The sequence below is a fragment of the Streptomyces sp. NPDC054813 genome (genome assembly GCF_053611365.1).
This window is the reverse complement of the sequence record NZ_JBSHAF010000009.1, coordinates 337,497-350,879: the sequence shown is the minus strand read 5'-3', so window position 1 is coordinate 350,879 and position 13,383 is coordinate 337,497. Positions and strand designations below refer to the sequence as shown.

Below are 13,383 nucleotides of genomic sequence, written 5' to 3'. Positions count from 1 at the left end.
GCGCCGCCGGTGCCAAGCCGCGGGCTGAAGGTCGTATCGGCCTACGGTGCTCACGGATCCCACGTACGGCCTCGTCCGGAGGTGTCCTTTGGCCGCCAGCCCGCCCCGGTCCCCCGCCCGGCCCGCCCGGCCGCAGCGTCGACCACAGCCCACCCGTCAGGCCCCGCGGCCGCCGGTACGACCCGCGAGGCCCCGGCGGCCGCGCTGGGCCATGCGGGCCGTGACCACACTCTCGGTGGTGGTGCTGGCGTCGGCCGGGATCGGACACTCCGTGATGGCCAGTCTCGACGCGGACATCGCGCGGGTCGACCCGTTCAAGGACATGAAGAACCGCCCGGCCCCCGGCCACGGCATGAACGTCCTGCTGGTCGGCACCGACGGCCGCGACAAGATCACGGAGAGGGAGCGGCGGAAGTACCGGCTGGGCGGGGCGCCCTGCCACTGCACGGACACGATGATGATCGTGCACATCTCGGCGGACCGGGAGCGGGCGACGGTCGTCAGCCTGCCGCGCGACTCGTACGCCGAGGTCCCGCCGCACACCGACGAGACGACGGGCCGGGCGCACAGCGCCCACCCCATCAAGCTGAACGCGGCCTACGCGGAGGGCGGCCCGCAGCTGACCGTCCGCACGGTCGAGGCCATGACCCATCTGAAGATCGACCACTATCTGGAGGTCGACTTCATCACGTTCATGCGGACCGTGGACGTGCTCGGCGGGGTCCGGATCTGCACGCCCCAGCCGCTGAAGGACTCCTACACCGGCCTCGACCTCTCCTCCGGTACGCACAGGCTGAACGGCGGGCAGGCCCTGCAGTTCGTCCGCTCCCGGCACGTCGACGGGGCGAGCGACCTCGGCCGGATGAAACGGCAGCAGCGGTTCCTGGCCGCGCTGATCGAGCGGGCGTCGTCTTCGGGGGTGCTGCTCAACCCGATCAAGTTCCGGGACGTGACGCGGGCGGTGCTGGGCTCCGTACGGGCCGACATGGGCTTCGGCACGGACGAGCTGCTGGACCTCGGCCGGGCGATGCGGAACTTCTCCCCGTCCTCCTCCGAGTTCACGACCGTCCCCATCGGGCAGCTGGGGTACGCCGTGAAGGGCATCGGCTCGACGCTGAAGTGGGACCAGGCCAGGTCGGACCAGCTGTTCCAGTCCCTGCGCGAGGACAAGCCGCTTGCACCGCCGGCACCCGCGCGGCCCGCCCGTCCGGCGCCGGCGACCGTGGAGGTGGCGCCGGCACAGATCCATGTGCAGGTGGAGAACGGCACGGGGACGGCGGGGCTCGGGCGGCGGATGGACGCGGCACTGGCGGCGGCGGGGTTCGCGACGAACCACCAGCCGGTGACCGCCGCCCGGCACGACGTGCGGCGGACGGTGATCTCCTTCGACCCCCGCTGGGACCGCTCGGCCCGGTCGCTCGCGGCGGCCCTGCCGGGGAGCGAGCTGCGGGCGGTGAAGGGGATGGGCCCGGTGCTGCGGGTGACGACCGGGGCGGACTTCAAGGGGCCGGCGAGTGTGCGCAAGGTACGGGCCGAGGCCCCTGCACAGGGGGAATCCTCTGTGATCAGGGGAGATGAGACGGTGTGCTGAGGGGCGTGCCTCGGCTGCGGGTGCGTGGGGGCTTGTCGCGCAGTTCCCCGCGCCCCTAAAAAGCAGGGTTGCTGCACGAGCGCTTCTTCAGGGGCGCGGGGAACTGCGCGAACAACCCCCACCGGCCCGAAGTCGGCCGACGCCCCGGCGCGGCACCGCCCTAGTCCTCGAAGCCCTCCGCCACCCGGCGCTCGCGCAGTTCGCGGATCTCCCGCCGCCGTGCCAGCCGGTGCGTCCGCCTGATCTGGGCCTCCTGATTGCGCCGGCGGTCCCTGTCGGTCTCCGGTATCACCGGCGGTACCCGGCGCGGCTTGCCGTCGGCGTCGACCGCCGCGAAGACCAGGTAGGCCGAGCCGACCTGGGTGGCGGGGTTGGACTCGTTCCAGCGCTCGGCGAGGACCCGCACGCCCACCTCCATGGACGTCCGGCCGGTCCAGTTGACCTGCGCCTTGACATGCACCAGGTCACCGACACGGACCGGCTCCAGGAACGCCATCTCGTCCATGGACGCGGTGACGGCGGGACCGCCCGAGTGGCGCCCGGCGACCGCGCCCGCCGCGTCGTCGACGAGCTTCATGATCACACCGCCGTGCACCGTGCCGAGGAGGTTGGTGTCGTTGTGGGTCATGATGTGGCTCAGCGTGGTCCGGGACGCGGACGTCGGCTTGCCGGGAATATCGGACTCCGCCTCGGGGGCCTGGTCTGTCATGGCCCCTACCTTATGCCGAAGTGACAATCACGGAATTTGTGTCGGGTTCGCAACAGCGCTGCCCTGATTTCCCGACGACCCTTGTAAGAGGTACAGGCGCTGCCTGCACACTGGGGCCCATGAACGAATGGCCCGAGGGACGGTCGAACGACAACCGCGGCAACCGGTACGGACGCGGTAGCGCCAGCGCGCAGCCTGAGGGCGCCCGCGTGATGCGCCAGGTACGACGCGGGGAACCGTCGGCGCCGCCGTACGGCGCGCCGCAGCAGGGAGGCGGCGGCTACGCCGGCGTCCCGCAGCAGCCGGCGTACGGCAACGGGTACGACGACGGCTCCGGGTACGACAGCGGATACGACAACGGCTACAACACCGGCCAGGTCTACGGCGGCGGCCCCGGGGGCGGGGGACCCGGCGGCACCCGTGAGCGCGGCCCGCGTCCGGCACCGAACTGGCGCAAGCGGATCAAGTGGACCGCGATCGTCGTCCTGAGCGTGCTGATCGTCACATCCGTGGCGACCTACTTCTGGGCCGACTCCAAGCTGCACCGGGACGTCGACCTGTCGAAGGTCATCGACCGTCCCGCGGCCGGCGCGGGCACCAACTACCTGATCGTCGGTTCCGACAGCCGCAAGGGCATGTCGGCCGACGAGAAGAAGAAGCTGCACACGGGGTCGGCCGAGGGCCAGCGCACCGACTCGATGATGATCCTGCACGTCGGCGACAACGGCGACACGCTGATCTCCCTCCCCCGCGACTCCGACGTGGAGATCCCCTCGTACCAGGGGTCCACGTCCGGCAAGGTCTACCAGGGCACCGGCCGGCACACGAAGCTGAACGCCGCCTACGCCGAGGACGGCCCGACCCTGCTCGTGCGCACGGTCGAGTACAACACCGGGCTGCACATAGACCACTACGTGGAGATCGGCTTCGCCGGCTTCGCGGACATCGTGGACGCGGTCGGCGGTGTCACGATCGACATCGACAAGGGCTTCAAGGACAGCTACTCGGGCGCGAACTTCAAGGCGGGCAAGCAGACCCTGAACGGCGAGGAGGCCCTCGCGTTCGTCCGCACCCGGCACGCCTTCGCCGCGTCCGACCTGCAGCGCACCAAGAACCAGCAGAAGTTCCTGGCGGCGCTGGCCCACCAGGTGGCCACCCCCTCGACGGTCCTGAACCCCTTCAAGCTCTACCCCACCCTCGGGGCGGGCCTGGACTCCCTCACCGTCGACAAGGACATGAGCCTGTGGGACCTGGCCTCCATGTTCTTCGCGATGAAGGACGTCAACGGCGGCGACGGCACCTCGATGAACATGCCGGTCTCCGGCTCCACGGGCGGCAACCTCGTCTGGGACAAGGCGAAGGTCAAGACCCTGGTCGACGAGCTGAAGAACGACCAGAAGGTCACCGTCACCAGCAACTGAGGCCGGTCGTACCCGGTTCAGGGGCACCCCGTCGGGGTGCCCCTGGCGCCGTCTCAGCGGTGTGTCACATGGACGCGCCGGCCATCGAGCGGCACATCTCGGCGCAGCGGCGACACGCGTCGGCGCAGCGCTTCATCTGCGGGTCGTCCGGCATGGACATACACGCCTCTGCGCACATGTCACAGGCCCTGGCGCACATCGCGCACATCTCGGCCGACAGGGGCGAGCGCCGCATCATCATGTCGGCGCACATCCGGGTCATCTCGGAGCAGTCCATCAGCGCGCGCATGATCTTCATGTGGGCCTGGCCGCCGTCCATGGACATGCAGGAGCTCATGGTCTCCTCGCACATCGTGTGGGCGGCCATGCACGCGTTGACGCACTCCTGCATCTGCTTGCTCATGGCGGTCATGGGTCCGGTCTGGGTCATGGCTTCTCCAGGGGAGAGGGGAAGGGCCCGGGGCAGGCCCCGTTCGTCTTCCTTCTAAGCCCGACCGAGCGGTAGCGCCATTCGGCGACAGAGCGGGAAAAGGCGCCCCGGGGGGCGCCTTTCCGGTGGATTCCTTGCGGGTTACGGCAGGTTCCGGGCCATCACGATGCGCTGGACCTGGTTGGTGCCCTCGTAGATCTGGGTGATCTTCGCGTCACGCATCATGCGCTCGACCGGGTAGTCACGGGTGTAGCCGTAGCCGCCGAGGAGCTGGACGGCGTCCGTGGTGACCTCCATGGCGGTGTCGGAGGCGAAGCACTTGGCCGCCGCGCCCTGGAAGGTCAGGTCGGCGTCGCCGCGCTCGGAGGCGGCCGCGGCCTGGTAGGTGAGGGCGCGGGCGGCGGCGATCTTCATGGCCATGTCGGCGAGCATGAACTGGATGCCCTGGAAGTCGCCGATCGGCTTGCCGAACTGCTTGCGCTCCTGGACGTAACCCTTGGCGTAGTCCAGCGCGCCCTGCGCGACGCCCAGCGCCTGGGCGGCGATGGTGATGCGGGTGTGGTCCAGGGTCTTCATCGCGGTGGCGAAGCCGGTGCCCTCCGCGCCGATCATGCGGTCGGCGGGGATGCGGACGTTGTCGAAGTAGACCTCACGGGTCGGCGAGCCCTTGATGCCGAGCTTCTTCTCCGGGGCGCCGAAGGAGACGCCCTCGTCCGACTTCTCGACCACGAAGGCGGAGATGCCCTTCGAGCGCTTCTCGGGGTCGGTCACGGCCATCACCGTGTAGTACTCGCTGACGCCCGCGTTGGTGATCCAGCGCTTCACGCCGTTGAGGACGTAGTGGTCGCCGTCGCGGACCGCCTTCGTCTTCATGCCGGCCGCGTCGGAGCCCGCCTCCGGCTCGGAGAGGCAGTACGAGAACATCGCGTCGCCCTTGGCCAGTGACGTCAGGTACTTCTTCTTCAGGTCCTCGGAGCCGGAGAGGATCACCGGGAGCGAGCCCAGCTTGTTCACGGCGGGGATGAGGGAGGAGGAGACGCAGGCGCGGGCGACCTCCTCGATCACGATGACCGTGGCGAGCGCGTCGGCGCCGGCGCCGCCGTACTCCTCGGGGACGTGCACGGCGTGCAGGTCGTTGGCGACCAGCGCGTCGAGGGCCTCCTGCGGGAAGCGGGCCTCCTCGTCGACCGCGGCCGCGAACGGGGCGATCTTCGCCTCGACCAGCGCGCGGACGACGTCGCGGAGCATGTCGTGCTCCTCGGACGGGCGGTACAGGTCGAAGTCAGCCGATCCGGCCAAGGTCTCTCACTCCAGACGCAGTGGTGCTGACGCTAATTACTGTTAAGTAACTCAAAGTTTAGAGCGCAGCCCACGGAACGGTGACGTGAGGTACGCGACAGCGGGAAAGTTGCCCGCAGGAGGGCCCGGTTATGCTCGGCCCCGCAGCAGCACCAACATCCCCGAGCTGGAGCATCATGAGCCTCAAGATCACCGTGATCGGCACCGGCTATCTCGGCGCCACGCATGCCGCGGCCATGGCGGAGCTCGGCTTCGAGGTGCTCGGCCTCGACGTCGTACCCGAGAAGATCGCCATGCTGGAGCGCGGCGAGACCCCGATGTACGAGCCGGGCCTCGACGAGCTGCTGCGCAGGCACGTGGCGGGCTTCGAGGGCTCCAGCGGGCGCCTGCGCTTCACCACCGACTGGGCCGAGGTGGGCGCCTTCGGCGACATCCACTTCGTCTGTGTGAACACCCCGCAGAAGCACGGCGAGTACGCGTGCGACATGTCGTACGTCGACTCCGCGATCGCGTCGCTGGCCCCGCATCTCACCGGGCCCGCGCTCGTGGTCGGCAAGTCGACGGTGCCGGTCGGTTCGGCGGAGCGGCTGGCCGCCTACCTCGCCGAGAACGCGCCCGCCGGCGTCGACGCCGAACTCGCCTGGAACCCGGAGTTCCTGCGGGAGGGCTTCGCCGTCCAGGACACCCTGCACCCCGACCGGATCGTGGTCGGTGTGCGCAGCGAGGGCGCCGAGAAGCTGCTGCGCGAGGTGTACGCGACGCCGGTGGGCGAGGGCACGCCGTTCGTCGTGACCGACTTCCCGACGGCCGAGTTGGTGAAGACGTCCGCGAACTCCTTCCTCGCCACCAAGATCTCCTTCATCAACGCCATGGCCGAGGTGTGCGAGGCCGCGGGCGGTGACGTGGCCAAGCTGGCCGAGGCGATCGGGCACGACGACCGGATCGGGAAGAAGTTCCTGCGCGCCGGGATCGGGTTCGGCGGCGGCTGCCTGCCGAAGGACATCCGCGCCTTCATGGCCCGCGCGGGTGAGCTGGGCGCCGACCAGGCGCTGACCTTCCTGCGCGAGATCGACTCCATCAACATGCGGCGCCGGGGGCAGATGGTCGAGATGGCCCGCGAGGCGCTCGGCGGCGGGTCGTTCCTCGGGAAGCGGGTGGCGGTGCTCGGCGCGGCCTTCAAGCCGGACTCGGACGACGTGCGGGACTCGCCGGCGCTGAACGTCGCCGGGCAGATCCATCTGCAGGGCGGGCAGGTGACGGTGTACGACCCGAAGGGGATGGCGAACGCCCGGCGGCTGTTCCCGACGCTGGGCTACGCGGAGACTGCGCTGGAGGCCGTGCGGGGGGCACATGTCGTGCTGCATCTGACGGAGTGGCGGGAGTTCCGGGAGCTGGACCCGGCGACGCTGGGTGCGGTGGCCTCGGCGAAGGTGATCCTCGACGGGCGGAACGCGTTGGAGCCGGAGGTCTGGCGGCGGGCGGGGTGGACGTACCGGGCGATGGGGCGACCGACCGCGTGAGGCCGCCGCTGCGTGGGGGCTGAGCGCGCCCACCCGGCGGTAGCCGCACATCGATACAGCCCCGCGCCCCTGACGGTGCGCTCCGGTGCAGGGCGTCGGGGCACCGTATCCACCCAGGGCACAAGGACGACACCGGTTCGGCCGAGGCTCAGTCGGCCGAACCGGTGTCTTGTCGCATTCTGCACCATGCGGCACAGGTGTGGCCGGTGAACTGCCTGTGCCTTACTTGTCCTTGGCCCGGTACCGGCGCATCTTCGCGCGCGCTCCGCACACCTGCATCGAGCACCAGCGGCCGCGTCCGGCCGGGCTGCGGTCGTAGTACGCCCAGTGGCAGGTGTCGGCCTCGCAGGCCTTGAGGCGCATCCAGGTGCCCTCGACCAGGGCCGTGGCGACGGCGGCGGCGATCCGGGAGAGCAGCGGGGCCGATCCGGCGGGGGTGAGGGCCGCCGAGCCGTCCGAAGGGTCGACGGCGACATACAGGGGGGCCTGCGCGAGCAGCTCGCCCAGCGGGGTGACCTCGCGGTGCGCGGGGTGTCCGGCGTGCGCGAGAAGGGCGGCGCGCAGGGACTCGCGCAGAGTGCGGGAGAGCGGGAGTTCGGCCTCCGTGACGCCGAGGCGCGCCCTGCCGTCCGGCGTGTCGAGCGCGTCGGCGCCCGACTCGATGTCCAGCGTGTTCACCAGGGCCTCGACCAGGGCCAGGCCGCCCGGCGCGGGCGATCTCCCACTCATCCCTGCAAGCCTCCCGAATTCCCTTGCGAGGTTACCTCCGCTGCGGGAGCATGCGGTAACGGTGACTGGTTACCCGGCTCTACAGGTAACAAGCAACTCGGACTTCGAGGAGGAAGTCATGGCTCTCGCCAAGCTCGGTGCCGTCGTCCTGGACTGTCCCGACCCGTCCGCGCTCGCCGGTTTCTACGCCGGGGTACTGGGCGGCAGTGTCGAGGGGGACGAGGAGTGGGTGGATCTGGCGGTGCCCGGCGGGCAGGCGCTGGCCTTCCAGAAGGCGCCCGGTTTCGTGCCGCCGAAGTGGCCTGCGCCCGGCGATTCGCAGCAGTTCCACCTGGATCTGGTGGTGGACGATCTGGACGCGGCCGAGAAGGGGGTGCTGGAGTTGGGCGCGAAGCCGCTGGACGCGGCGGACAGGGGGCGCAGCTTCCGGGTGTACGCCGACCCGGCGGGGCACCCGTTCTGTCTCTGCGCCTGCTGACCCCGGGAGGACTCGTGGCGATCGTCGCCCGTCTGCGCAACGTAGTGATCGACTGTCCCGACCCGCTCGCACTGGCCCGCTTCTACGCCGCCGTGGCCGGGGGTACCCCGGTGGCGGAGGACGACGAGTGGGTCGTACTGCAGGTACCGGACGGGCCGCGGCTGGGCTTCCAGCGGGTGGCGGGGTATACGCCGCCCGAGTGGCCGCGGGCCGACCGCAACGCCCAGCAGTTCCATCTCGACTTCGACGCGGGGTCGACCTGGGAGGAGGTCGACGCGGCCCACGAGAAGGTGCTGGCGCTGGGGGCACGGCCGCTGGACCTGGAGGACCGGGAGAAGAAGGACTTCCAGGTGTACGCCGATCCGGCCGGTCATCCCTTCTGCCTGTGCCGGATCCCCTGATCCCCTGATCCTGACCGCCCTGATCCGGATCGCCCTGATCGCGACGTCCGGATCAGGGCGGGCGGGCTCAGCTCACGTCTCCGCTTCGGCCGGTCCCGCTCTGCCCGGGATCGGCTCGCGGCGGCCTTGGGCCGCGCGGGCGGTGAAGTCGGCGCTGCGCAGGACTCGCTGGACGTTTCCCCAGGTCAGCAGGGACAGCTCGGTGTCGGACCAGCTTCGCCGGAGCAGTTCGGCGATCAGGTGCGGGTAGCAAGAGGTGTCGGCGAGGTCGCGGGGATGGGTGGCGCCGGAGTCGTAACTGCCGGACAGCGCGACGCACTCGGGGCCGGCCACGATACGGACGTGGTCGAGATGGTCGGCGACGTCCGGGACGGTCGGCCCGGACTGCTCGGCGGTGAGCGGCACCATGCACAGGCCCCGCTGCTCGCCGAGTTGCGCGAGCAGCGCGTCGGAGAGGTTGGCGGAGTGGGGGCGTACGGCTGCGGCGGCGGAGCGGGTGCACAGGACCGGCGTCTTGGACAGGGCGAGCACCCGGGCCAGGACGGTCTCCGGGGCGCCGGACAGGTCGGCCAGCACGCCGAGCCGGTTCATCTCGCGGATCACTTCCTCGCCGAACCGGGTCAGCCCCTCCCGGTCCGCCCAGTCGGCGCCGGCCAGCGAGAGCACGCGCAGGCCGAGGGAGTTCAGGACGCGCAGGATGCCGAGGGAGTCGTCGACGGCGGCGGCGGAGGCGGGGCCGAGCACCACGGCGACCCGGCCGCAGTTGCGGGCATCGATGACCTGCCCGGCGGTGCGCACCAGCCGGAGCCCCTCCGGGTGCGTCTCGACCACCCGGCGCACCAGGTCCAGCTGTTCCAGCGTGGCCCCCACGGCCCGGTCGCCGCGCTCCTGCTCCGGCAGGTCCAGCGACCAGAACAGCGCGCCCACGTGCCCCTCGCGCAGCCGGGGCACGTCCGTGTCCACGGCCGCCTCGCCCAGCTCCAGGTCGTACCAGGGCAGCGGCCCCAGCGCCCGCGGCAGCCCGCTGTAGCCGTCCGCGACCGGGTGCGCGTCCAGCAGGACATGGGCCCGCTCCAGGAACCCGGTGTCGGTCGCCAAGGGGAACGGGTCGTCCGGGAAGCTGTCGTCCTCGCCGACCTCGGTCGTGGCGGGAATGTCGTGGAGGTCGGCCATTGCGGGCTCCGTACGTCGTCGTGAGCTACGTCGTGATGGGGCTGTAGCCCACCGTCGCACGCCCGCCCGGGAGGGTTCCTGGTGGACGCGGCGTTCGGGGGTACGACCGCCCGGACCGGTCACCCGAACCGGCGGCCGCACGAACCCGACCGGCCCGGCCGTCCCGATGCCCCATTCGCCCTCCGCCCGGATCACCGGCGGAGGGCGATCCGTTTTCCGTGGGCCGACGCCCCTTCAGTCACCCCGCTCACGGGAGCCCCAGTGAGCCGCCCCCCTGGGGTGACCTGCACAACTTTGCCGACGGACGTCGCCTGTAGTCGATTAGACATGTGTCGTTCGGGTAGGTGCTAGTCGATGGCGGCGAACATGCATCCGCCCGAACAACACCCGTCCGATGGAGTAGTCCGATAAGAATCCTGCCACTCCGACCCAATACGATGGGCAGGTTTCGGCCCGCCATGCGCGAGCCGCCGCCGTCACCATCGTAAGGAGCCACAATGCCCACGGCCGTGGACCCAAGTCTCAACCGCCGCAAGCTACGTCTCGCTCTCAAGACGGCCCGCGACAAACGGGGTCTCACCCAGCGCGAGGCAGCGGAGCAGTTGGAGTGGTCACTGTCGAAGCTGATCCGCATCGAAGCGGGCACGGTCAGTCTCTCGGTCACCGACCTGCGGGCGATGCTCCAGGAGTACGGGGTCACCGACCCGGACACCGTCGCGGAACTGGAAGAGGCGGCCCGGGGCAGCAAGGGGCAGTCGTGGTGGTCCGAGTACAACGACGTCATCAGCCAGCCGTTCGCCCAGTACCTGGGCTATGAGAGTGCCGCCAACGAGATCCGCGGCTACCACCCGAGCATCATCCCCGGACATCTGCAGACCAACGACTACGTCAACGCCCTCTTCGAGGTCGGACAGCCACTCCCCAAGGCCCAACAGCGCATCGACCTGCGCATGGCCCGGCAGGAACGGGTCTTCCAGGACGACGGTCCCCAGGTCGAGATGATCCTGGACGAGGCTGCGCTGCGTCGCCAGGTGGGTGGCCCGGCGACCATGCGCAAACAGCTGGTCTTCCTCAAGGAGCTGATCGCCGAGCGCGGGGCCGTTCTCCGTGCACTGCCCTTCACGGCCGGTGCGCACGACAGCCTGGACAGCAGCTTCTTCCTGCTCGGTTTCAAGGACGACGAGGACGTGCTCTATGTGGCCGGTCCGGGAGGCATCGTCACGATCCGGGACGACCGCGAGTTCGTCGCCCGGTATCAGGAGTGCTTCGAGGATCTGCGGAACAAGGCGCTGACCGTGGAGGACACGGTCACCCTGCTGGACGAGCTCATCGAACAATTCCACCGCACCTGACACCGGTTCAGGGTGCTACGGGGGCCCAGGGGAAGCCATGACGACCGACAACAGGAGGAACGAGCGCCGCGGGAGGGAACCGAGCCCCGCGGACGCCGACTCCATACGTCCGGCGGCCGCCCCTGGGCCCGACCGGCCTCCGGAGGAGAACACGCTCGCCCGGAGAGCGCTCGGCAGCCCAGCCGCCTGGGCCCGTCTGCTCCGCTTGAAGCGGGCAGAGGCCGACACCGACCTGCGCCGTCGACGAGCCCATGTGGACAACCTGCTGCGGGTCATCCGCAACCTCGCGGCGCTGATGGTGTTCTTCTCCGCCGTCTCGACACTGGTCGCCTACGCCGGCATCCGGATGGGCGTGTCACCGGAGGTCTGCTGGATCGGCACGGTCGGCGGCGGGCCGGTCCTCGTCAGAACCTTCATCAAACTCTTTGAGACGGTGCGTCCCTCGCTGCCGGACGCACCAGCAGATCGACCGTCCAGTGACGAGCAGTAGCGGGATACCGCGCCCACCACCAGCCCGCGACGGCGGCCAGTGCGATCAACACCGCCAGCCATGTGGTCAGCCGCACCCAGAGACTTCCGCCGAGCAACGAGGCGCCCGCACCCAGCGCCGCGCCGAGCATGCCGGTCATCAGGCAGTACCCGACGAAACCGGGCTCCCTCGCCTTCGCTCGCTCATGCCGCTCGCCGCTCATCGCACATCCGGCCGAATCCGAGTCACTCATAGCTCTGCCCGGTGCCGTCCCGGGCCAGGAACAACGCTATCGCGGCCCGCCAAGCATCCGCCCTGAAGGTCACTACGGCTCCGCCGAGATGCTTGGAATCGCGCACCACGACCTGCCCCGAGAGCACGGCGATCTCGCAGCAATTCCCCTCTGAGGTATTGCTGTAACTGCTCCTCCGCCAGGAAACCGCACCCCGATGCTCAGCCAACGCCGCCCCCTCTCGCAACGCCCAGCTGCACCCTCCCCTGGCAGGCCTGCCCAGGGCCGTATGACGGTCTTACCCGTTGTGGCGGCCCGTTCAACAGGCCGCCACCCGCTCCCTGCCTTCCGCGCGGTGTCATGCGCGCAGTTCGGCCAAGGTCGTGTCGGGCCGGACGTCAGCCGTCCAGCGACTCGATCGTCGCGTTCGACGGCCCCCGTGTCCCCTGGAGGTCCCGGGCCACGTCCTCCGCCGCGCCCAGGACGCGGACCGCGTTCTGCCAGGTGAGCTTGGCCAGGTCGGGGCGGGACCAGCCGCGGTCGAGGAGTTCGGCGATCAGGTTGGGGTAGCCGGAGACGTCGTTCAGGCCGTCGGGGGTGAAGGCCGTGCCGTCGTAGTCGCCGCCGATGCCGATGTGGTCGATGCCGGCGGTCTCGCGCATGTGGTCGAGGTGGTCGGCGACCGTGGCGGTCGTCGCGACCGGGCGGGGATGGCTCTCCTCGAAGGCCCGGTGGACCTTCATCGCGTCCTCGGTGGTGTCGAGGTGGTGGAAGCCGTGCGCGCGCATGTTGTCGTCGGCCGCCGCCGTCCAGTCGACCGCCGCCTGGAGCACGAACTTCGGCACGAACGTCACCATCGCCACACCGCCGTTGGCGGGGAGGCGTTCGAGGACGTCGTCCGGGATGTTGCGGGGGTGGTCGCAGACGGCCCGGGCGGAGGAGTGCGAGAAGACCACCGGGGCGGTGGTGGTGTCGAGCGCGGCCCGCATGGTCGTCGCGGCCACGTGGGAGAGGTCCACCAGCATGCCCAGGCGGTTCATCTCCCGCACCACCTCGCGGCCGAAGGCGGACAGACCGCCGGCCTTCGGCTCGTCCGTCGCCGAGTCCGCCCAGTCGTTGTTGTCGTTGTGGGTGAGCGTCATGTAGCGCACGCCGAGGGCGTACAGGCCACGCAACGTGCCCAGCGAGTTGTCGATGGAGTGGCCGCCCTCCGCGCCCATGAGGGAGGCGATCCGGCCCTCGACGCGCGCCGCCTCCATGTCGGCGGCGGTCAGCGCGGCCCGCAGGTCGGCCGGGTAACGGGCGATCAACTGCCGTACACAGTCGATCTGTTCGAGGGTCGCCGGGACCGCGCCCGGCAGGTCCGAGCGGACGTACACCGACCAGAACTGCGCGCCCACCCCGCCCTCGCGCAGGCGCGGGATGTCGGTGTGCAGGTGCGCGTTCTGGTGGCCGGCGATGTCACGGGCGTCGAGGTCGTAGCGGACCTGCTCGCGCAGTGCGTAGGGCAGGTCGTTGTGGCCGTCGACGACCGGGAACTCGCGCAGCAGGGACCGGGCTTCGTCGAGAGAGGTCATTG

14 protein-coding genes are annotated in these 13,383 nt (G+C 70.2%); 7 read left to right on the top strand and 7 right to left on the bottom strand.

The window, feature by feature from the left end; genetic code table 11:
• Positions 1-88 precede the first annotated feature (88 nt).
• Positions 89-1,591, top strand: coding sequence for an LCP family protein (locus ACWGJB_RS20935; protein ID WP_453381624.1), 1,503 nt, complete (start codon positions 89-91; stop codon positions 1,589-1,591).
• A 160-nt stretch (positions 1,592-1,751) separates the two neighbouring features.
• Here the strand turns inward: ACWGJB_RS20935 and ACWGJB_RS20930 are convergent, their stop codons facing one another.
• Positions 1,752-2,300, bottom strand: a complete 549-nt coding sequence (locus ACWGJB_RS20930) for an acyl-CoA thioesterase (protein WP_351738700.1) — start codon at positions 2,298-2,300, stop codon at positions 1,752-1,754.
• Positions 2,301-2,419: 119 nt separating this feature from the next.
• On the opposite strand from ACWGJB_RS20930, the gene ACWGJB_RS20925 reads away from it, so the two are divergent.
• On the top strand, positions 2,420-3,721 hold the full coding sequence (locus tag ACWGJB_RS20925; RefSeq protein WP_453381623.1) for an LCP family protein: 1,302 nt from the start codon (positions 2,420-2,422) through the stop codon (positions 3,719-3,721).
• Between the two features lie 64 nt (positions 3,722-3,785).
• Here ACWGJB_RS20925 and ACWGJB_RS20920 read toward each other — a convergent pair whose 3' ends face one another.
• Positions 3,786-4,151, bottom strand: a complete 366-nt coding sequence (locus ACWGJB_RS20920) for a four-helix bundle copper-binding protein (RefSeq protein WP_453381622.1) — start codon at positions 4,149-4,151, stop codon at positions 3,786-3,788.
• Positions 4,152-4,292: 141 nt separating this feature from the next.
• Positions 4,293-5,450 (bottom strand): acyl-CoA dehydrogenase, encoded by a 1,158-nt coding sequence (locus ACWGJB_RS20915; protein ID WP_453381621.1) that lies wholly within the window; start codon positions 5,448-5,450, stop codon positions 4,293-4,295.
• A 176-nt stretch (positions 5,451-5,626) separates the two neighbouring features.
• Between ACWGJB_RS20915 and ACWGJB_RS20910 the strand changes: the two genes are divergently transcribed.
• Complete coding sequence (locus tag ACWGJB_RS20910) at positions 5,627-6,970, top strand: UDP-glucose dehydrogenase family protein (RefSeq protein WP_453381620.1); 1,344 nt, start codon at positions 5,627-5,629, stop codon at positions 6,968-6,970.
• A 222-nt stretch (positions 6,971-7,192) separates the two neighbouring features.
• On the opposite strand, the gene ACWGJB_RS20905 is transcribed toward ACWGJB_RS20910, so the two are convergent.
• Entirely contained in the window at positions 7,193-7,699 is a 507-nt protein-coding gene (locus ACWGJB_RS20905; protein ID WP_453381619.1) for a CGNR zinc finger domain-containing protein, read from the bottom strand.
• Positions 7,700-7,817: 118 nt separating this feature from the next.
• Between ACWGJB_RS20905 and ACWGJB_RS20900 the strand changes: the two genes are divergently transcribed.
• Both ACWGJB_RS20900 and ACWGJB_RS20895 read left to right on the top strand, forming a co-directional pair.
• A complete protein-coding gene (locus ACWGJB_RS20900) occupies positions 7,818-8,177 on the top strand; it encodes a VOC family protein (RefSeq protein ID WP_453381618.1) in 360 nt (119 codons plus the stop codon).
• 14 nt (positions 8,178-8,191) lie between these two features.
• Positions 8,192-8,578 carry a VOC family protein gene (locus ACWGJB_RS20895; RefSeq protein ID WP_453381617.1) on the top strand — a complete coding sequence of 129 codons (387 nt, stop codon included), beginning with the start codon at positions 8,192-8,194 and terminating at the stop codon, positions 8,576-8,578.
• A gap of 72 nt (positions 8,579-8,650) precedes the next feature.
• On the opposite strand, the gene ACWGJB_RS20890 is transcribed toward ACWGJB_RS20895, so the two are convergent.
• Positions 8,651-9,751, bottom strand: a complete 1,101-nt coding sequence (locus ACWGJB_RS20890) for a dipeptidase (protein ID WP_453381616.1) — start codon at positions 9,749-9,751, stop codon at positions 8,651-8,653.
• A 497-nt stretch (positions 9,752-10,248) separates the two neighbouring features.
• Here ACWGJB_RS20890 and ACWGJB_RS20885 point away from each other — a divergent pair, with 497 nt between their 5' ends.
• On the top strand, positions 10,249-11,103 hold the full coding sequence (locus ACWGJB_RS20885) for a helix-turn-helix domain-containing protein (protein ID WP_453381615.1): 855 nt from the start codon (positions 10,249-10,251) through the stop codon (positions 11,101-11,103).
• A gap of 37 nt (positions 11,104-11,140) precedes the next feature.
• Positions 11,141-11,593, top strand: coding sequence for a hypothetical protein (locus ACWGJB_RS20880; protein ID WP_453381614.1), 453 nt, complete (start codon positions 11,141-11,143; stop codon positions 11,591-11,593).
• A 224-nt stretch (positions 11,594-11,817) separates the two neighbouring features.
• Here ACWGJB_RS20880 and ACWGJB_RS20875 read toward each other — a convergent pair whose 3' ends face one another.
• Positions 11,818-12,033, bottom strand: a complete 216-nt coding sequence (locus tag ACWGJB_RS20875) for a DUF397 domain-containing protein (RefSeq protein ID WP_453381613.1) — start codon at positions 12,031-12,033, stop codon at positions 11,818-11,820.
• A 169-nt stretch (positions 12,034-12,202) separates the two neighbouring features.
• Positions 12,203-13,381 (bottom strand): dipeptidase, encoded by a 1,179-nt coding sequence (locus tag ACWGJB_RS20870; protein ID WP_453381612.1) that lies wholly within the window; start codon positions 13,379-13,381, stop codon positions 12,203-12,205.
• Between the last annotated feature and the right edge of the window lie 2 nt (positions 13,382-13,383).